This window comes from Nocardia camponoti (assembly GCF_014646135.1).
GTDB classification, from domain to species: Bacteria; Actinomycetota; Actinomycetes; order Mycobacteriales; family Mycobacteriaceae; genus Nocardia; species Nocardia camponoti.
Genome location: NZ_BMMW01000002.1, coordinates 547,777 through 570,828 on the forward strand (window position 1 = coordinate 547,777; position 23,052 = coordinate 570,828).

Genomic DNA, 23,052 nt, shown 5'->3' on the forward strand with positions numbered 1-23,052 from the left:
CGGCGACCGTCGCTGACTTCGCCAACCGGTTGGACCGCCTGCTCGCCGCGCTGATCGCGCAGCCGGATGTCGCCGTTGGTGACATCGATTTGCTTGGCGCGCAAGAACGTTCGCTTGTGCTGCACCGCTGGAACGCGACCGAGTACACGATCGACCCCACCACGCTCGTCGCGCTCTTCGAAGCCCAGGTCGAACGCACGCCCGACGAAATCGCCCTCACGTTCGAGGGGACGAGTCTGTCCTATGCCACCTTCGCCGATCGCGTCCACCAGCTCGCCCGCTGGCTGACCGAGTCCGGCGTTGGCCCGGAATCGCTTGTCGCCCTTGGTATGCGACGCTCGCTCGACCTGCTCGTCGGCATGTACGCCGTCGTCGCCGCCGGTGGCGCCTACGTCCCGATCGATCCCGATCACCCGGCCGAGCGCATCGCCCACATCCTCGACACCGCGCGTCCGGTCTGCGTCCTGACCACGGTGAACGACGAGCTTGACCTACCCGACCACATTCGCCAGGTCCAGATCGACACCCTCGACGTTTCGGGATACTCGACCGAACCGATCACCGACGCCGATCGAATCGCGCCGCTACACCCGGACAACACCGCCTACGTCATCTTCACCTCGGGCTCGACCGGTCGACCCAAGGGTGTTGCCGTCTCGCACGCCGCGATCGTCAACCGTCTCGTGTGGATGCACGCCGAGTACGGCCTCACCGCGAGCGATGTGGTGTTGCAGAAGACCCCGGCCACGTTCGACGTTTCGGTGTGGGAGTTCTTCTGGCCCTTGCAGGTTGGCGCGCGACTCGTTGTCGCGAAGCCGGATGGTCATCGCGATCCGGCCTACCTCGCGCAGCTGATCATCGACCAGGGCGTCACCACCGCCCACTTCGTTCCATCGATGCTCGCGGTGTTCGTCACCGACGAGCGCGTGCGCGACTGCGTGAGCCTGCGCAACGTGTTCGCCTCGGGTGAAGCACTGCCCGCACCGCCCGCGCACCAGCTGCGTGAACTCACCGGTGCCGCGCTGCACAACCTGTACGGCCCGACCGAAGCCGCCGTCGACGTGACCTTCCACGAGGTCATCGACACCGACACCGTTTCGGTGCCGATTGGTGCGCCGGTGTTCAACACCCAGGTTTATGTCCTCGACGCTCGCCTGCGCCCGGTCACGCCGGGTGTGCCGGGTGAGCTGTATCTGGCTGGCACCCAGCTTGCGCGCGGTTACGTTGAGCAGCCGGTCCTCACGGCCGACCGCTTCATCGCCAACCCGTTCACCGAGGGCGCGCGGATGTACCGCACCGGCGACCTCGTGCGCTGGACCGCCGACGGCGAGCTTGATTACCTGGGCCGCACCGACTTCCAGGTGAAGGTGCGTGGTCTGCGTATCGAACTTGGTGACATCGAAGCCGCGCTCGTCGGCGACGATTCGGTTGCCCAGGCGGTCGTGCTCGTCCACGACGACGAGCACACCGGTCAGCAGCTTGTGGCCTACCTAGTCGCGGCAGGCTCGGTCGACACCGACGCGCTGCGCGTGTCCCTTAGCGCGCAACTGCCCGCCTACATGGTGCCCGCGACGTTCATGGTGCTCGACGCCTTCCCGACCAACGCGTCGGGCAAGCTCGATCGAAAGGCGTTGCCGCAGCCGGTGTTCCAGGCACGTGGCTTCCGTGCGCCGGTCACGCCGGTGCAGGAAATCGTCGCTGGCATCTTCGCCGACCTGCTCGGCGTTGACCGCGTTGGCCTCGATGACGACTTCTTCGCCCTCGGCGGCAACTCGCTCATCGCGACCCGCGCGACCGCCCGTCTCGGTGCAGCCCTCGACACCGACGTGCCGCTGCGCGCGCTGTTCGACGCCGCGACGGTGGAAGCGCTCGCCGCGCGCATCGAATCGCAGACGACCAACGGTTCGCGCGCGCAGTTGTTGCCGCGTGAGCGTGGGGTTGGCGAGCTTGTTCCGCTGTCGTTCGCGCAGCAGCGCATGTGGTTCCTCAACCAGTTCGACAAGGCATCGGCGGCGTACAGCCTGCCGCTCGCGATCCGACTGACCGGTGAGCTCGATACCGTCGCGCTCGAAGCGGCGCTGCTCGACGTCGCCCGTCGCCATGAGTCGCTGCGCACCCGCTACCCCGATCACGGTGGCACGCCGATGCAGCTTGTTGTCGCCGCCGAGCAGCTCGACCTCGCGCTGGTCAGCCAGCCGATCGCCGAGCATGCGCTGATCGGCGCGGTCACCGAGTTCGTCGGCATTGGTTTCGATGTCGCCGAGCAGGCACCCGTGCGGGCCAAGCTGTTCGCGGTGTCGCCGACCGAGCATGTGCTCGTCGTTGTCGTCCACCACATCGCCGCCGACGGTGTTTCCATGCGTCCGCTCGCGCGTGACGTGATGGCCGCCTACCTCGCCCGCACCCAGGGCGAAGCACCGAGCTGGGCACCGCTGCCGGTGCAGTACGCCGACTTCGCGATCTGGCAGCGCGAAGTGCTTGGCGCGGAAGAGGATTCGGAGTCGCTGCTGGCCAAGCAGGTCGCGTACTGGCAGTCGGCACTTGCCGATAGCCCGGACGAGCTGACTCTGCCGAGCGACCGGCCGCGCCCGACCATCGCGTCCTACCGTGGCGCTGATGTGTCGACCACGCTGTCCGCGGAGCTTGTTGCCGAGCTTGAGCGCGTCGCCCGCACGCATGGCACGTCGCTGTTCATGGTCACCCACGCAGCGCTCGCTGTGCTGCTTGGTCGCCTCGCGGGCACCAACGACGTCGCGATCGGTACGCCGGTCGCCGGTCGTGGCGCTGCCGCGCTCGACGACCTCGTCGGCATGTTCGTCAACACCCTCGTGCTGCGCAGCGAGCTCAACCTTGGCGAATCGTTCGCCGACCTGCTCGCCCGCACCCGCAGCTCCGACCTCGACGCGTTCGGCAACGCCGACGTGCCCTTCGAGCGACTGGTTGAACTGCTCGCGCCGGAGCGCTCGCAGGCACGTAACCCGCTGTTCCAGGTGATGCTCGCGTTCCAGAACATGGAACGCGCGACGCTCGAACTGCCGGGGCTCACGGTCGCTGAGGTGGACGTCGACACGACGACGTCGCGGTTCGACTTGCAGTTCACGCTGTCTGAGGTCGCCCCGGAAGCTGGCGCTGCGGCTGGCATGTCGGTCGGGATGACCTATGCGACCGACCTGTTCGACGAGTCGAGCGCCGAGACGATCCTCGTCCAGCTGACCCGCGTGCTGACCGCGATCGCCGCCAATGCCGATGTGGCCGTTGGTGATATCGCGCTGCTCGATGCCGCCGAAACCGAGCGCGAACTGGCTGGTTGGAACGAGACCCGGCGTGAGCTGGGTCAAGGGTCGACCCTGGTTGAGCTGTTCGACGCGCAGGTCAACGCGACGCCGGACGCGGTCGCTGTCGCCTACGAGACCAGCGACGCGACCTTCGAGACGCTGACCTACGCCGAGCTGGCTAGCCGCGTACACAAGCTGGCCCATCGCCTCGTTGAAGCTGGCGTTGGTCCGGAAACGCTTGTCGCCGTTGGCATTCCGCGTTCGCTTGACCTGTTCATCGCGATCTACGCGATCCTTGAAGCGGGCGGCGGTTACGTGCCGCTCGACCTGGAACAGCCCGCCGACCGCATCGCCTACGTGCTCGACGCGGCCAACCCGGCCTGCGTGCTCGTCACCGCGGCGAGCAGCGGCGTCGACTTCGGCACCGAACGCCCGACGCTCGCGATCGATGCGCTCGACCTGTCTGAGTACTCCGACGCGCCGCTCACCGATGCCGATCGCATCGCCCCGCTGCTCCCGGCCCACCTCGCCTACGCGATCTTCACCTCGGGTTCGACCGGCCGCCCGAAGGGCGTTGGCGTCGCGCACTCGGCGGTGGTGAACCAGATTCGCTGGATCACCGGCGAATACGGCATTGGTAGCAACGATGTTGTGCTGTTCAAGACCCCCGTCACGTTCGACGTTTCGGTGTGGGAGTTGTTCGGGCCATTGGCCGTTGGTGGTCAGGTTGTCATCGCCGCACCGGATGGTCATCGCGATCCGCAGTACCTCGCGACCACGATCGCGGCACGCGGCGTGACGATGACGTCGTTCGTTCCGTCGATGCTCGCGGTGTTCGCTGGCGCTGTCGACGGCGCGGACCTGACGAGCTTGCGCTCGGTCCTCGTCGCCGGTGAAGCGTTCACCTCCGACACCGCTGCCGCGTTCGGTCGCGTGAGCTCGGCCGAGCTGTTCAACCTGTACGGCCCGACCGAATTCACCGTCCACGCAACGCACGCGCCCGCCGCTGGCGTGACCACTGCCGCCGTCCCGATCGGCAAGCCGGTTTGGAACGCGCAGGCGTACGTGCTCGACGCCCGTCTGCATCCGGTGCCGACCGGCGTCGCTGGCGAGCTGTATCTGGCAGGCGACCAGGTCGCGCGCGGCTACCTCGGCCGCCCCGACCTCACCGCTGACCGGTTCGTCGCCGCGCCGTTCGGGGAAGCGGGTGCGCGCATGTACCGCACCGGCGACCTCGTACGTCGCGGTGCCGACGGTGCGATCACCTACCTTGGCCGCACCGACTTCCAGGTGAAGTTGCGCGGTATGCGCATCGAGCTTGGCGAGATCGAGGCCGCGCTCACCGCGCACGATGCGGTCGCCCAAGCCGTCGTGCTCGTGAGCGCGCAGGCCAGTGCCGATCAGCTTGTCGGCTACGTGGTCCCTGCCGTCGATGCTGACGGCAACCAGCTCCCGGTGGACGTTGCCGAGCTGCGTACCTACCTCGCGGGTCGACTCCAGTCGCACATGGTGCCGTCGGTGCTCATGGTGCTAGAAGCGTTGCCGCTCAACGCGAATGGCAAGTTGGACCGTCGCGCACTGCCCGAGCCGGTGTTTACCACCGAGGTCGAGTTCCGTGCGCCGCGCACCCCGCTTGAGCAGGTGATCGCTGACCTGTTCGCCGAGGTGCTTGGCATTGAGCGCGTTGGTGTCGATGACTCGTTCTTCGCCCTCGGTGGCGACTCGATCGTGTCGATTCAGCTGGTTTCGCGTGCCAAGGCGCGCGGGGTCATCTTCACGGCTCGCCAGGTGTTCGAGCAGCGCACCGTCGCCGGCTTGGCGATGGTCGCCGAAACCGCTGGCGGACAGGGTGATTCGATCCTCGCCGAGCTGCCCGGTGGTGGCGTTGGTGAACGGCCGCTCACCCCGGTCGAGCGGTTCATGGTTGACCGGCCGGGCTCGTTCCGTCGCTTCCACCAGGCCGTGACGCTCGGCCTGCCCGCCGGCATCGACCGTGCGGGCGTCGCCGCGACGATCGCCGCCGTCATCGATCGCCACGACATGCTGCGCGCACGTCTCGATCTCACCAACGGTGTTGTCGAAACGGCGGCACCCGGCACGATCGACGTCGACGCGCTGATCGACCACCACGAATTCGATTCGGCAGCACCGCATTCCGCGGTCGGTCGCATCGCTTCACTTGCCCTCGACGACAGCCTGTCACGGCTGGATCCCGAGTCCGGCGTTGTCATCCGCTTCGCGTGGCTTGAGCCGGTTGGCGGCGATGACCGCACCGGTTACCTGATCGTCGTCGCGCATCACCTCGTCGTTGACGGTGTTTCGTGGCGCATCCTTGTCCCCGACTTCGTCTCCGCATGGGGCCAGTTCGCTTCCGGCCAGCAGCCTCGTCTCGCGCCAACCGGCACGAGCATGCGGACCTGGGCACACGCGCTTGAGCGCGTCGCCGCCGATCGCACCGATGAGCTCGCGTTCTGGCGCGACGTTGTCGACGGGCCCGACCCGCTGCTTTCGCCGCGCGCGTTCGACCCGACCATCGACGTCACCGACCTGCTCGACACCATTCGCGTTGAGGTTTCTGCCGAGGTCACGCGTTCGCTGCTCAACACGGTGCCCGCGCTGTTCCACGGTGGTGCGAACGACGGTCTGCTGACCGCGTTGGCGCTGGCTGTCGCGTCGTGGCGCGCGCAGCTTGGCGTCGCGGAGAACTCCGCGCTGATTCGCCTCGAAGGCCACGGCCGCGAAGAAGCTGTTGTGCCCGGCGCTGACCTGTCGAGCACGGTCGGCTGGTTCACCTCGATGTTCCCGGTCCGCTTCGACCTGACCGGCATCGACATCGACGCCGCGATGGCTGGCGGCGAAGAGATGGGCCGCGCGATCAAGGCGGTCAAGGAACAGCTGCTCGCGGTGCCTGACCACGGCATCGGCTACGGCCTGCTGCGCTACCTCAACGCCGACACCGCGCACGCGCTGCCCGCGCGGATGCCCGGCCAGATCAGCTTCAACTACCTCGGTCGCTTCACCGAAGGCGCTTCCGCCGACGCCATGCGTGGCTTCGGTTGGGTGCCCGCGCCCGAGCTGTCCCAGCTCATCGGTACCGCCGACGCTGACATGCCCGCGATGGCACCGCTCGACATCAACGCCGGTGTTGGCGGCGAGCAGCTCAGCGCCCGCATCACCTACCCGGCGACCCTGCTGGAAACCGACCGCGTCCGCGCGTTCGGCGACCTGTGGGTGCGCGCGCTCGAAGCTGTCGCGCTGCATGCCGAAACGGCGAACGCTGGCGGCTTCACACCGTCGGACTTCCCGCTCGTGCGCACAAGCCAGCTCGACATCGACGGTTGGGAACGGCAGTTCGCCGGGCTCACCGACGCGTGGTCGCTTTCGCCGTTGCAGGCTGGTCTGCTCTTCCACGCGCAGCTCGCTGAGTCGTCGGTCGACGTCTACACCTCGCAGGCGGTACTGACGCTCACCGGTCGCGTTTCCGCACCTCGACTGCGCGCAGCCGCGCAAGCGCTGGTCAACCGCTACGACAGCCTGCGCACCGCGTTCGTCACCGACGCCAACGGCACCCCGGTGCAGCTGGTGATCGACGGCGTCGACGTGCCGTGGACCGAATACGACCGCCGCGCGACCGGCGACGCGACCGACCTGATCGAAGGCGATCGCCTGCGTCAGTTCGACCTCGCCGCTCCGCCACTGATCCGGTTCACGCTGGTCCAGCTCGCCGACGACGTGTGGTCGCTCGCGATCACCAACCACCACATCCTGCTCGACGGCTGGTCGATGCCGCTGCTGATGCGCGACCTGCTCGTGCTGTACGCGACGCATGCCGATCCGGCTGGCCTGCCGCCGGTGCGGTCCTACCGTTACTTCCTCGACTGGGTCGCCAAGCAGAACCCCGCTGCGTCGCTGGAAGCGTGGCGTCAGGCGTTGCAGGGCGTTTCCGAGCCGACGCTGCTTGCTCGTCCGCAGGTTGGGCGCGAGATCACCGCGCTTTCGGGTGAGTACGCGTTCGACCTTGACGAGGCGACGACGGCTCAGGTTGTCGCGCTCGCCGCGCGTCTCGGTATCACCGTGAACACGGTGTTGCAGACGGCGTGGGGTCTCGTGCTTGGCCGCTCGATCGGCCAGGAAGACGTGGTCTTCGGTACCACGGTTTCGGGTCGTCCCGCCGACCTCAACGGCGTCGAGAACATGGTTGGTCTTTTCATCAACACCATTCCGGTGCGGGTGACATTCGACCAGGCCGAATCGGCGCGCACGCTGCTCACGCGCGTGCAGGGTGAGCAGGCCGACCTGCTTGACCACCACCACATCGGGCTTGCCGACATCCAGGCGACCGCCGACCTCGGCGGCCTGTTCGACACGCTCATGGTCTTCGAGTCGTATCCCGTTGACGCCGAAGGCATTCAGGCCCAGGCCGCCGACATCGACGGCATGGCCGTCGCGGGTCTCGACGTCGCCGACGCGACGCACTACCCGCTCACGCTGATCGCGCGACTTGATTCACAGCTGCGTATCCGCGCGAGCTACCTCAACGACCTGATCGACGCCGACAGCGTCGAGCGTGTCGCTGACCGTCTCGTGCGCGCGCTGACGGCGATCGCCGCCGCACCCGAAACGCCGGTTGGCGACATCAACCTGCTCGGTGCGACCGAACGCGCGAACCTCACGCAGAACTGGGTTTCGGCGGGTCTCGACGGCGGCACCGGCCTGTTCGCCGAGCCCGACGTGACGCTGTCGGATCTGGTTGACGCGATGGTTGTCGAGCACGGCGACCGCACCGCGGTGCGCTTCGGCGACGATTCGCTGACCTACTCCGAGCTCGATCAGCGCGCTAACCAGTTGGCGCGCAAGCTGATTCGCGAAGGCGCTGGCCCCGGCCAGTTGGTCGCGGTGATCCTGCCGCGTTCGCTCGACCTTGTTGTCGCGCTGCTCGCGGTGGTCAAGTCGGGTGCCGGTTACGTGCCGATCGACCCGACCTACCCGGCCGATCGCATCGCTTACGTGCTGTCTGATGCCGCGCCCGCGAGTGTGATCGTCGACGGCACTGTTGATCTTGACCTGCCTTCGAACCTGACGGTCGTGTCGATGGCCGGGTTCGGTGTCGAGACCGGTGACCTGGTTGACGCGGGTGAAGGCCCGATCACCGACGCCGACCGCATCGCACCGCTGCATTCAGCGAACACGGCCTACGTCATCTACACCTCCGGTTCGACCGGTCGCCCCAAGGGCGTTGTTGTGGCGCACTCGAACGTGGTCAAGCTGTTCGCTAACACCGACCGCGAGTTCGGGTTCGGTCCCGATGACGTGTGGACGATGTTCCACTCAAGCGCCTTCGACTTCTCGGTCTGGGAACTCTGGGGTGCGCTGCTTTACGGCGGCACCGTCGTCGTTGTCGACTACTACGTGTCGCGTTCGCCGGAACAGTTCCTTGAGCTGCTCTCACGCGAAAACGTGACGGTCCTCAACCAGACGCCGTCGGCGTTCTACCAGCTCGCTGAAGTCGAACGCACCAACCCGACACCACTTGCGTTGCGCTACGTGGTCTTTGGTGGCGAAGCGCTCGATCTGGCTCGCTTGCGCGACTGGATGGTCCGCAACGGCGACGGTGCCAACGGGTCGACCGGCCCGCAGCTGGTCAACATGTACGGCATCACCGAGACCACCGTCCATGTGACTCACCGCGTCCTTGACCTCGAAACTGTCACTAACGCAACAGGTTCGGTGATCGGTAAGGCCATCGCAGCACTGTCGGTCTACGTGCTCGACACTCGCCTCAACCCGGTCCCGGTTGGCGTGCCCGGCGAGATTTACGTCGCCGGTCCGCAGCTGACGCACGGCTACCTTGGCCGTGAAGAACTGTCGATCGCCCGCTTCGTCGCTAACCCGTTCGCCACTACCGGGGAGCGTTTGTACCGTTCCGGCGACCTCGGCCGCTGGAACGCCGCAGGCGAACTCGAACATCTCGGTCGCGCTGACGACCAGGTCAAGGTCCGTGGTTTCCGTATCGAGCTTGGCGAAATCGAAGCCGCGCTGTTGGCGATCGACGCCGTGACCCATGCTGCCGTGATTGTCCGCAACGACAACCGCGTCACCGACCAGCTCGTTGGCTACCTCGTGACCAGCGACAACACCATCGACACCGAAGAAATCAAGACAGTTCTGTCGGAAACCCTTCCGACGTACATGGTCCCGTCGGTGCTCATGGTCCTCGACGCGCTGCCGCTGACGGTCAACGGCAAGCTCGACCGCAGGGCACTGCCCGCGCCGGTTGTCGAAGCGGTCGCGTTCCGCGCGCCGACGACGCCGGTCGAAGAACTCGTCGCCGCTGTCTTCGCCGACGTTCTCGGCGTCGAGCGGGTCGGCCTTGATGACGACTTCTTCGCCCTCGGCGGCAACTCGCTCATCGCGACCCGCGTCGCCGCTCGCCTTTCGACCGCGCTCGACGCGCGCGTCGGGGTGCGCGAGATTTTCGAAGCGTCGACCGTCGCAGGCCTTGCCGCCCGCGCCGATTCGGCAGGCGAAATCAACACGCGTCCCGCGCTCGTTCCGCAGCAGCGTCCGACCATCGTTCCGCTGTCGATGGCACAGCAGCGCATGTGGTTCCTCAACCGATTCGACCCCGAATCGGCTGTCGACAACATCCCGCTTGCCGTTCGGATGTCGGGTCTGCTCGATCGGCAGGCGCTGCAAATCGCCGTTGCCGACGTGCTCGCGCGGCACGAGTCGCTGCGCACCCGCTACCCCGAGGTCGACGGTGCCGCGCATCAGGAGATCGTCCCGACCGCGCAGGTGATCCCCGACCTGACGCCGGTCGAGGTGACCGAGGACGAGCTGCCCGGCGCGCTCGCCCGCGTGATCCTGCGCGGCTTCGACGTCACCGAAGAGGTGCCGCTGCGCGCGCAACTGTTCGAGACCAGCCCGACCGAACACGTGCTCGTGCTCGTCGCCCACCACATCAGCGCTGACGGTTTCTCGATGGGCCCGCTCGCCCGCGACGTGATGACGGCGTACGCCGCGCGCGTCGAAGGCGGCGAGCCGATGTGGGAGCCGCTCGCGGTGCAGTACGCCGACTACGCGCTGTGGCAGCGCGCGGCGCTTGGTGCCGAAGACGACGCGGAATCAGTTATCGCACAGCAGGTTTCCTACTGGCGCGACACCCTCGCCGGCCTGCCCGATCAGCTCGACCTGCCCGCTGACCGCCCGCGCCCTGCCGTCGCTTCGGGTCGTGGTGCGCGCACGCGCTTCACCATCGACGCCGCGACTCAGGCCGCGCTGACCGAACTCGGTCAGGCACACGGCGCGACGCTGTTCATGGTTGTGCACGCCGCACTCGCCGTGCTGCTCGCTCGCTTGAGCGGCGAATCCGACATCGCGATCGGCACCCCGGTCGCCGGTCGTGGTGAGCGCGAACTCGACGACCTCGTCGGCATGTTCGTCAACACCCTCGTGCTGCGCACCGAGGTCGACGCCGCGCACAGCTTCAGCGACCTGCTCGGCGCGGCACGCACCACCGACATCGCCGCGTTCGGCCACGCTGACCTGCCGTTCGAGCGACTGGTTGAGATCATCAACCCCGCCCGCTCGCAGGCACGCAACCCGCTGTTCCAGGTGATGCTCACGCTGCAAAACACCGGCCAGACCGCGCTGACACTGCCGGAGCTCACCGTGAGCCCCGTCGAGTTGCCAAGCGAGACAGCCAAATTCGACTTGCAGTTGGTGCTTGCCGAAGAGCCGGGCAATGCCGGGATCGGCGCGGAGTTCATCTACGCGACCGACCTGTTCGACGCCGCGACGATCGATGACTTCATCCGTCGCTTCAGCATGATTCTGCGCGCGATCACCGCGACGCCGAACCGCCCGATCGGCGACCTGCCGATGCTCGACATCACCGAGCACATGGTGTTGTCGCGCGACTGGAACGCAACCGACTACCCGGTCGACCACACGGCGACGCTGGTTTCGATGTTCGAAGCCCAGGTCGCCGCGACGCCGAACGCGACCGCGCTCACGTTCGAGGGGACGAGTCTGTCCTACGCCGAGTTCGCGAGCCGGGTCCGGCTGCTTACTCGCTGGCTCATCGAACGCGGCGTTGGCCCGGAATCGCTTGTCGCCCTTGGCATGCGACGGTCGGTCGACCTGTTGGTCGGCATGTACGCGACGGTGGCGGCGGGCGGTGGCTACGTGCCGCTCGACCCCGACCACCCGGCCGAGCGCACCGCCTATGTCCTCGACACCGCCGACCCGGTGTGTGTCCTGACCAGCGGCGATGACCTGCCGATCGACACCGCGCAGGTGCGCATCGACCACCTCGACCTTTCCGGTTACGACGACGGCCCGATCGCCGCGTCGGAGCTGCGCGCCCCGCTGCGGCCGCACAACACCGCGTACGTGATCTTCACGTCCGGCTCGACCGGTCGCCCGAAGGGTGTCGCTGTTTCGCACGCCGCGATCGTCAACCGTCTGGTGTGGATGCAGGCCGAGTACGGCCTCACCACCGCCGATGTCGTGTTGCAGAAGACGCCGTCGACCTTCGACGTTTCGGTGTGGGAGTTCTTCTGGCCCTTGCAGATTGGCGCACGTCTGGTCATTGCCCGGCCCGACGGCCATCGCGATCCGGCGTACTTGGCCGAGGTCATCGAGGCCGAGCAGGTCACGACCGCCCACTTCGTTCCCGCGATGATGTCGGTGTTCGTCGCCGAACCGTCTGCGGCACGGTGTGTTTCGCTGCGTCAGGTCTTCGCATCGGGTGAAGCACTGCCCGCCGCGACCGCGCATCAGTTGCGCGAACTGACCGGTGCCGCCCTGCACAACCTGTACGGCCCAACCGAAGCGGCCGTCGACGTGACCTATCACGAGGTTGTCGACGCCGACACCGTCTCGGTGCCGATCGGCGCGCCGGTCGCCAACACCCAGGTCTACGTGCTCGACGCGCGACTGCACCCGGTCCCCGTTGGTGTTGCCGGTGAGCTTTACCTCGCTGGCGTGCAGCTCGCGCGCGGCTACGTTGGCCGTGCCGATCTGAGCGCTGAGCGCTTCGTCGCTAACCCGTTCACCCCGGGCGAGCGCATGTACCGCACCGGCGACCTCGTGCGCTGGACGACCGGACCCGACCACCTGCCTGGCACACCGGGCGAGCTGGATTACCTGGGCCGCACCGACTTCCAGGTGAAGTTGCGTGGTCTGCGTATCGAACTTGGCGAGATCGAGGCGGCGCTCACCGCGCTCGACACGGTCGCCCAGGCGGTTGTCGTCGTGCGCGGCGACGACCGGTTCGGTGACCAACTCGTCGGCTACCTGATCGCGGCACCGGGCGCGACCATCGATCTGGAAGACCTGCGCATCGACCTCGCGCGTGCCCTGCCCGCGTATATGGTTCCGTCGGCCTTCGTGATCTTGGCCGCGTTCCCGCTCAACGCGTCGGGCAAGCTCGACCGCAAGGCGCTGCCCGCGCCGGTGTTCGAAGCGCGCGCCTACCGCAGGCCGGTCACCCCGATCGAGGAAATCGTCGCGAGCACCTTCGCCGACGTGCTCGCCACCCGCGAAAGTGGCACTGAGATCGGTCTCGATGACGACTTCTTCGAGCTTGGCGGTAACTCGCTGATCGCGACGCAGGTCATCGCTCGCCTTGGCACGGCCCTCGACACCCGCATCCCGGTGCGGACCCTGTTCGAAGCGTCAACGGTTGGCGCGCTCGCCGCACGACTGTCGACGCATGTTGGCAGCGGCGGTCACCGCGCGCTCGTCGCCGGACCGCGGCCCGAGCAGATTCCACTGTCGCTCGCTCAGCAGCGCATGTGGTTCCTGAACCGCTTCGACATGACGAGCGCGGCGAACAACTTGCCGCTCGCGATTCGCATGATCGGCGAACTCGACATCGACGCGCTGCGCCAAGCCGTGCGTGACGTGCTTTCGCGCCACGAGGTCCTGCGCACCTACTACCCCGAGACCGAAGACGGTCAGGGCGTGCAGGTGATCGTGCCGGTCGACGAGGTCGCGCCCGAACTCGCGGCGATTCCGGTCCCCGAGTCCGAATTGCTCGCCCGCATCAGCGAAACCGTGCTCACCGGCTTCGACCTCACGACCGCTGTTCCGGTCCGCGTCGAACTGCTGCGCGTGACCGCGAACGAGCACGTGCTCGTCGTCGTCGTTCACCACATCAGCGGTGACGGTTGGTCGATGCGACCGCTCGCCCAGGACGTGATGACCGCCTACGTCGCGCGTTCGCAGGGTGAGGCTCCCGCGTGGACGCCGCTGCCGGTGCAGTACGCCGACTACACGCTGTGGCAGCGCGAAACCCTTGGCGAAGAAGAGGATTCGACCTCGCTCATCGCCGAGCAGACCGCGTACTGGACTCGCACGCTCGCGTCGCTGCCAGGTCGTATCGACCTGCCGACCGACCGCCCGCGTCCTGCCGTCGCGACCAACAAGGGTTCGGTTTACCAGTTCCCGGTCGACCCGGCGCTTGCCCGTCAGCTCACCGAACTGGCCCGTGCCAACGGCGCGAGCATGTTCATGGTCGTCCACGCCGCGCTCGCTGTGCTGCTGAGTCGACTGTCGGGCACCTCCGATATCGCGATCGGCACCCCGGTCGCCGGTCGCGGTGAGGCTGAGCTCGACAACCTCATCGGCATGTTCGTCAACACCCTTGTGCTGCGGACCGAGGTAGATGACCAGGTGCCGTTCACCGCGCTGCTCAACCAGGCCAAGGACGCCGACCTCGGCGCGTTCGCCCACGCTGACGTGCCGTTCGAACGGCTCGTTGACGTGCTCAGCCCTGAGCGTTCGCAGTCGCATCACCCGTTGTTCCAGGTCGCGCTGTCGTTCGAGGCGTCCGGTGCCGCTGGTAGTGCGCGGATGACGTTGCCCGGGTTGGAAATCGCCACGGTCGACTTCGATCCGGGTACGGCGAAGTTCGATCTGCAACTTGCGGTTTCGGACCCCGTCGACGGTGGTCTCGCGATGGCGTGGAACTACGCGACCGACCTGTTCGATCAGGCGACGATCGACACGCTGTCGCAGCGCCTGGTCGCGATCCTGGCCCAGGTGACCGCCAATCCGACGATCGCGGTTGGCGACATCGACCTGCTCGGCGCGACCGAGCGCGCGAACCTCACCCAGAACTGGGCGATGGCCGCTCCCGACGGTGGCACCGGCCTATTCGCCAACCACGATGTGACGCTGTCGGACCTCGTTGACGCGATGGTTGCCGAGCACGGCGACCTGACCGCGGTGAAGTTCGTTGACGAGTCGCTGACGTACGCCGAGCTGGACGCCCGCGCAAACGCGTTGGCGCGCAAGCTTATTGGCGAAGGCGCTGGCCCTGGCCAGTTGGTCGCAGTGATCTTGCCGCGTTCGCTCGACCTCGTTGTCGCGCTGCTCGCGGTGGTCAAGTCCGGTGCCGGTTACGTGCCGATCGACCCGGCCTACCCGGCCGACCGCATCGCCTACGTGCTGTCTGATGCCGCGCCCGCGAGCGTGATCGTCAACGACAGTGTCGAGGTTGAACTGCCCGCCGACGTCACCGTGATGTCGACGGCTGGCATCTTCGACGAGGTCGGTGACGCGAACCCGATCACTGACGCTGACCGGATCAGCCCGCTGCACGCGGCCAACACCGCCTACGTCATCTACACCTCCGGCTCGACCGGCCGCCCCAAGGGTGTCGTCGTCGCGCACTCCAATGTGGTCAAGCTGTTCGCTAATACCGATCGCGAGTTCGGGTTCGGACCTGATGACGTGTGGACGATGTTCCACTCAAGCGCCTTCGACTTCTCCGTCTGGGAACTCTGGGGTGCGCTGCTTTACGGCGGCACCGTCGTCGTTGTCGACTACTACGTCTCGCGTTCGCCGGAACAGTTCCTTGAGCTGCTCTCGCGCGAGAACGTGACTGTGTTGAACCAGACGCCGTCGGCGTTCTACCAGCTCGCTGAAGTCGAACGCACCAACCCGACACCACTTGTGTTGCGCTATGTGGTCTTTGGTGGTGAAGCGCTTGAGCTTTCGCGTCTGCGCGACTGGATGGTCCGCAACGGTGACGGTTCCAACGGTTCGACCGGTCCGCAGTTGGTCAACATGTACGGCATCACCGAAACCACCGTCCACGTCACACACCGCGTCCTCGACCTCGAAACCGTCACTAACGCAACAGGTTCGGTGATCGGTAAGGCCATCGCAGGGCTGTCTGTGTACGTGCTCGACACCCGCCTCAACCCGGTCCCGGTTGGCGTGCCCGGCGAGATTTACGTCACCGGCCCGCAGCTGACTCACGGCTACCTTGGCCGTGAAGAACTGAGCATTGCCCGCTTCGTCGCCAACCCGTTCACCAACACCGGCGAGCGGTTGTACCGTTCCGGCGACCTCGGCCGCTGGAACGCCGCAGGCGAACTCGAACACCTCGGTCGCGCTGACGACCAGGTCAAGGTCCGTGGTTTCCGTATCGAGCTCGGTGAAATCGAAGCCGCGCTGTTGGCGATCGACGCCGTGACCCACGCCGCGGTGATTGTCCGCAATGACAACCGCGTCAGCGACCAGCTCGTCGGCTACGTCGTCACCACGGAACCTGTTGATACCGAACAGCTTCGGGCCCAGTTGGGCGAATCGCTGCCCGCGTACATGGTCCCGTCGGTGCTCATGGTCCTCGACGCGCTCCCGCTGACGGTCAACGGCAAGCTCGACCGCAAGGCACTGCCCGCGCCGGTTGTCGAAGCGGTCGCGTTCCGCGCGCCCGTCACCCCGATCGAAGAGATCGTCGCAGGCGTCTTCGCCGACGTCCTCGGCGTCGAGCGCGTCGGCCTCGATGACGATTTCTTCGCGCTCGGCGGCAACTCGCTCATCGCGACCCGCGTCAACGCCCGACTCGGTGCCGCGCTCGACCGTCAGCTTTCGGTGCGCGACCTGTTCGAAGCGTCCAGTGTCGAAAAGCTCGCGGCTCGCCTTGAGCAGAGCGGCGGCATGAGCGGTGCGCGCCCGGCGCTCGTCGCAGGCGAACGTCCACATCGGATTCCGCTGTCGTCGGCGCAGCGTCGCTACTGGTTCCTCAACCAGTTCGACCCGACCGCATCGGCCGTCGACAACATCCCGCTCGCGGTTCGACTGTCCGGCGCGCTCGACGTGTCGGCGCTCGAGCTGGCCATCGGCGACCTGATCGCGCGTCACGAAGTGCTGCGCACGATCTACCCGCAGTCCGAGCAGGGCCCGCACCAGGTGATCCTGCCGGTCGGCTCGACGTCGACCCGCTTGACGCCGGTGCAGATCACCGAGGACGAACTCGTCGGCAAGGTCATCGAATTCGCGCTGACGTCGTTCGACGTCACCGTCGAAGTGCCGTTGGCGATCAGCCTGCTGCGCATCGCGCCGGAGGAACACGTGCTCGCCATGACGGTGCATCACGTTTCCGCCGACGGTTTCTCGCTCGCGCCGCTCGCCCGCGACGTGATGACGGCCTACGTCGCTCGCGTCGGTGGCGACGCGCCGCAGTGGCAACCGCTGCCGGTGCAGTACGCCGACTACGCGCTGTGGCAGCACGCGCTGCTCGGCGACGAGGACGATCCGGAATCGCTTGGTGCCCGTCAGGTCGCCTACTGGCAGACCGTGCTCGCCGACCTGCCCGATCGCATCGAACTGCCCGTCGACCGACCGCGTCCACCGACACAGTCGTTCCAGGGCAAGGCGATTCGCTTCTCGATCCCGCCGGAGACGCACGCCCGTCTGCACGACCTCGCCCGCGCGCACAACGCGTCGCTGTTCATGGTTGTGCACGCCGCGCTCGCCGCACTGCTCGCCCGCCTTTCGGGTACCGACGACATCGCCGTCGGCACCCCGATCGCGGGTCGTGGTGAACGCGAACTCGACGACATGATCGGCATGTTCGTGAACACGCTGGTGTTCCGCACCCAGGTTGGCACCGACGAACGCTTCGTCGACCTGCTCACCGACGTGAAGGAACGCGACCTTGAGGCGTTCGCGAACGCCGACGTGCCGTTCGAACGCCTGGTTGAGGTGCTCAACCCGGTTCGTTCGACCGCGCACAACCCGCTGTTCCAGGTTGGTTTCTCGTTCCAGAACCTGACCGAGACGGCGTTGGAGTTGCCCGGCCTTTCGGTTGCTGGCGTCAAGTTCGACTCCCAGCTCGCCAAGACCGACCTGCACTTCACGCTCATCGATCAGTACGCCGAGGACGGCACCCCGGCCGAGCTGGCAACCGAAATCGGTTACGCCATCGACCTTTTCGATGAGTCGACCGTGCAGGGCTTCGCTGACCGCTTCGTGCGTGTCCTTGAGGCAGTGCTCGCCGACGAGTCGGTGGTCATTGGTGACATCGACCTGCTCGATGACGCCGAGCGCGCCCAGATCGTGGATGAGTGGAACGACACCGCACACGCCGTCGATTCGTCGGCGACGTTGGTTTCGCTCCTCGACGCCACCGTCGCGGCTGATCCTGCGGCGGTCGCGCTTGTCGCCGACATCGACGACGCGCGGGTGGCAATCACCTACGCCGAACTCGACGCCCGGGTCAACCAGCTCGCGCGCTGGTTGATCGCGCGCGGAATCGGCGCTGAGGATCGCGTCGCGCTCGCCATCGGCCGTTCGGTCGACCTCGTTGTCGCGATGTACGCGGTGGCGCGCACGGGTGCGGCGTACGTGCCGCTCGACCCGAGCCAGCCCGCCGAACGCCTGGAATACATCATCGAGACGGCCGCCCCGGCGACCGTGCTCACCACGGCAACGGTCACCGACCGCCCGAGTGACTGGGTTGCCATTGACGAGCTCGACCTTTCGGCGCACGCGAGCACCCCGCTCGCGCCCGCTGAGCTCGTCCGCGAGTTCGGTCCCGCCAACACCGCGTACGTGATCTTCACGTCCGGTTCCACGGGTCGACCGAAGGGTGTCGCGCTGCCGCACGGCGCTGTGGTTAACCAATTGCTGTGGAAGACAGCCGAATTCGACCTTGGTTCCGACGATGCCGTGCTGTTGAAGACGGCGGCGACGTTCGACCTTTCGGTGTGGGAATTCTGGTCGGCCGCGGTGAGCGGTGGTCGCCTTGTCATCGCGGCGGCCGACGGTCATCGCGATCCGGGCTACCTCAACGAGCTGATGCGCACGACCGGCGTCACCACGCTGCACGTCGTTCCGTCGATGCTCGACGCGCTGCTCATCGAATCCGACGGCACGCTCAGCACCTCGCTGCGTCGCGTGCTCGCCATCGGTGAGGCACTGCCTACCGCGGTCGCACGTCGCTTCCGGGCGACAAATGCCGCTGAACTGTTCAACCTGTACGGCCCGACCGAGGCGGCGGTGTCGATCACCAACCACCTCGTCACCGACGCCGACCAGGTTTCGGTCTCCATCGGCGCACCGGAATGGAACAGCAAGGTCTACGTCCTCGACGCGCGACTGCGGCCGGTTCCGGTCGGCGTTTCCGGCGAGCTTTACCTCGCTGGCGCGCAGTTGGCGCGCGGGTACTTCGGCCGTAGCGACCTGACCGCCGACCGGTTCGTCGCCAACCCGTTCAGCGCGGGCGAGCGCATGTACCGCACCGGCGACCTCGTCACCTGGCGTGAGTCGGGCGAGCTGGAATACCGTGGCCGCACCGACTTCCAGGTCAAGATCCGTGGTTTCCGTATCGAGCTTGGCGAGATCGAGGCCGCGCTGCTCGCGCTGCCGCAGATCGCCCAGACCGCGGTGATCGCCAAGTCCGATCCGCGCGTGGGTGACCGTCTTGTCGCCTACCTTGTGCCCGCCCACGGTGACATCGACCTCGCGCAGGTGAAGTCGGCGCTGACGGCCGGGCTCCCGTCGTACATGGTGCCCGCCGCGTTCGTCGTGCTCAGCGCGTTGCCGCTCAACCCGAACGGCAAGCTCGACCGCAAGGCACTGCCCGAGCCGGAGTTCGAGGTCGCGGCCTTCCGCGCGCCGTCGACGCCGGTGGAGAAGATCGTCGCCGATGTGGTCGCTGAGGTGCTCGGCATCGAGCGTGTCGGCGCCGCAGACGACTTCTTCGGCCTCGGTGGCGACTCGATTCGCACGATCCAGTTGGTCGCTCGCGCCAAGGATCGCGGCGTGCGGTTCACCCCGCGCGACGTGTTCGAACACCGCAGCGTTTCCGCGCTCGCTGAGGTCGCGACGCTGATCGAGACCGCGCAGCCGATGCTGCCTGAGTTGCCAGGTGGCGGCGTCGGTGAGATTCCGTTGTCGCCGTTGGCACTTGCCGCGTTGGCGAAGGGCTCAGCCCGTCGATCCGCGCACGCGGTCGCGCTGCGCCTGCCCGACGACATCGAGCGCACGACCCTGGTCGCGATGATCGGTGCTGTTGTCGATCATCACGACGCGCTGCGTGCTCGACTGCGCGACGAGTCCGTGTTCGAGACGCTGGGTCGCGGTTCGGTCGACGTTGACGCACTCGTGCATCGCGTCGATGTGCCGAGTGGTATTGGGGCCGTTGGGCTTTCGCAGCTTGCTCGGGCGGAATACGAGGCGGCACTCGACCGCATCGCCGCACAGGGTGCCGTGCTGACCCAGTTCCTGTGGTTCGCGTTCGGCGGCACGCAGCCTGACGTGCTGCTCGTCGTTGGGCACAGCTTCGTCGGCGACGACGCGTCGTGGCGCATCGTGATCGCCGACCTGGCGATGGCGTGGTCGCAGTTGGTCGCTGGCCGACCCGTCACGCTGCCTGCCACCGGCACGTCGCTGCGTCGCTGGGCGCACGCGTTGACCGAGGCCGCGCACGATCCGTCGCGCGTCGAAGAACTGCCGTTCTGGCGCGACATCGTCGCGACGCCCGACCCGCTGCTTGGGTCACGCGCGTTCGATCCGGCAACCGACACGGTCGCCACCGTCGAGCGGGTTGAGGTGAGCGTGCCCGCGCACGTCACCGACGCCGTCCTTTCAACGCTGCCCGGCCTCTACCGTGGCGCCGAGGTCGACAGCCTGCTTGCCGCGCTCGCGATGGCGGTCGCGCGTTGGCGTGGCGAAACGACCGGCGGAACCGCGCTGGTTCGCGTCGTCAACACCGATCGCGACGCCAACTCGGTCGCCGGCGCTGACCTCGCCCACACCGTCGGTTTGTTCGCCAGCGAGGCACCGACTCGGGTTGACCTCGGCTCGGCCGATCTCGCTGCCGCGTTCGCAGGCGACACCGTGCTTGGCGACGTCGTGAAGTCGGTCAAGGAACAGCTGCTCGCGGTGCCCAGTCACGGGCTTGGCTACGGCCTGCTGCGGCACTGCAACCCTGAAACCGCGGCTCAGCTTGGCGATGCTGGCCAGATCAGGTTCGGTTACACCGGCCATCTGCCGACCGGTGCTTCGCCGACCGAGTACGCCGATCAGCCGGTTGAGGTCGGCTGGATGCCGGTTGCCGAACTGGGTTTGCCCGCGACCGAGCAGGATCCCAACACGGCTGCCGCCGCGACGCTCGACATCACCGCGAGCGTCACCGACGGTGCCGACGGCCCGCGTTTGCGCACGTCGTTCGCCTACCCGTCGGGTCTGCTGACCCACGCGCAGGTGCACGAGCTTGCCGAACTGTGGGTTGCCGCGCTGACCGCGCTTGCCGCGCACGCGCAGCACCCGGAGGCCGGCGGTCGCACGCCGTCGGATCTGCCGCTGGTTTCAGCGACCCAGTCCGACATCGACCTGTGGGAACGCGATTACCCAACCTTGAGCGAGGTCTGGCCGCTTTCGCCGTTGCAGTCGGGTCTGCTTGTTGAATCGGCGTCGAGTCGTTCGTCGATCGACGGTTACACGCTGCAAGCGGTGATCGCGCTCGGCGGCACGCTCGACGAGGAACGCCTGCACGCGGCAGCTAACGGCATCGCGCACCGGTACCCGAACCTGCTCGCCGCGTTCGCCGCTGACGCGGATGGTCGTCCGGTGCAGTTGATTCAGGACAATGTCGAAATCCCGTGGTGCACAGTCGATTTGACGGTGCTCCCGGTTTCCGAGCGCGCCGGTGAACTGGACCGACTGGTCGGGGTGGATCGCGAGACCCGCTTCGACATGGCCGCTGGTTCGCTGATTCGCTTCACCCTGTACCGCACCGGCGAGACCAGCTGGGAACTCGCGGTCACGACGCACCACATCCTGCTCGACGGTTGGTCGCTGCCGCTGCTGATGCGTGACCTGCTCGTCCTGTACGCGGTGCATGGCGACACGACCGCGTTGCCGACGGTGCCTTCCTACCGGCACTTCCTTTCGTGGCTCGGCAGCCGCGACGAGGAAGCGTCGCTTGAGGTGTGGCAGCGTGCGCTCGCCCACGTCAACGAGCCGACGCAGTTGGTGCCGCAGCCACGCAACGCCGATATCGATGCGGTTGGCAAGGTGCTCACCGCGTTCGACGTTGAGGACACCGTGCGCATCGGCAAGCACGCCGCCGCGCTTGGGGTCACGGTGAACACGCTGGTCCAGGCCGCGTGGGGCATCGTCCTCGGTCGCTTGACCGGCCGTTCGGACGTGGTCTTCGGTGCGACGGTCTCGGGCCGTCCCGCCGAACTGCCTGGCGTTGAGTCGATGGTCGGCCTGTTCATCAACACGCTGCCTGTCCACGTTCGCGTCACCGATAACGGCTCGATCGGCGACTACCTGCGCGGGCTGCAGCTTGAGCAGGCTGAACTGTTGGACCACCACTACGCGAACCTGACCGCGATTCAGCGGGTCGCCGGTGCTGGCGCGCAGTTCGACACGCTGTTGGTTTTCGAGTCCTACCCGGTCGACGCCGACGCCATCGCGGCGGCGAACTCGATCGACGGCATGGCCGTGACCGGCATCAGCGTCGCTGACACGGTCACCAGCTACCCGCTAACGCTGGTCGTGAGCGCCGAGTCGACGATGGAACTGGCGTGGACCTACCGTGGCAGCCACTTCACCGAGGCTGAGGTGCAGACCATCGCCGCGCGCATGCACCGCGTGCTCGGCGCGCTGCTTGGCGATCCGGCAACCCCGGTCGCCGACATCGACATCCTCGATGCCGATGAGCGGGCCGCGTTGCTTGGTGGTGGCGGTTCGGTGGCAGCGCCGTCGGTCGCGCCGGCTGGCACGTCGGCTGGTTCGGTCGCCGCAGCGTTGAGCGCGGCGGCTGAGGCCGATCCGTTCGCCGCGGCGTTGCTGATCGGCGACGCTGAGGTCGCGTACTCGGAGCTGGATTCGCGTTCGTCGCAGTTGGCGCGTGTCCTGATCGGGCGCGGGGTTGGGTCCGGCGATGTGGTCGCGCTTGCGATGCCGCATTCGCTTGAGCAGGTGCTTGCGGTGTGGGCGATCCAAAAGGCCGGTGCCGCAGCACTTTTCGCTGGCGACGTCGCTGAGGTTCAAGCCGATCACGTGATCACCGCGACCGCATCGACCGCGTTCCCGAACGCGATCGCGATGGACGCTGACACCCAGGCGGCCGTCTCAGCGGCAGCGGCCCACCCGGTGTCCGACGCCGACCGGTTGCGTCCGCTGCGCGGCGAAGACCCGGCGTTCGTTGTCGGTGCGGAAACGCTGTCGCAGGACCAGGCCCTTGCGCGGGCCGCCGCGCTGTGTGCCGAGCATGACATCGACTACGAAGCGGTGACATATACCACCGCGTCGGCGGGCGATGTCGCGTTCAACGAGTTCATCGTGGCGGCGACCGCGGGTGCGCTTTCGGTGCTGCCGACCAGCGACTCTGCCGCTGACCGGGCCGATGGCGAGGTAACGCATTGGTTCATCACGGCCGAGGAGAAGGGAACCGACCCGGGTGAGTCGCGTATCGTCGCAGGCTAGGTTCACCCGGCCGGGCCGCCGGGGCCAGCTTCGC

1 protein-coding gene (only partly in view) is annotated in these 23,052 nt (G+C 67.1%); it reads left to right on the plus strand.

Going from position 1 to position 23,052, the window contains the following annotated elements; all coding sequences use genetic code 11:
* A protein-coding gene (locus tag IEX78_RS10725; RefSeq protein WP_188828760.1) for a non-ribosomal peptide synthase/polyketide synthase crosses the window boundary here: on the plus strand, nucleotides 1–23,018 show its 3' portion. Its footprint begins 13,966 nt before the window's first position; the window shows 23,018 of its 36,984 coding nt (coding positions 13,967–36,984); the start codon falls outside the window, past its left edge; it ends in the stop codon at nucleotides 23,016–23,018.
* Nucleotides 23,019–23,052: the final 34 nt, after the last annotated feature.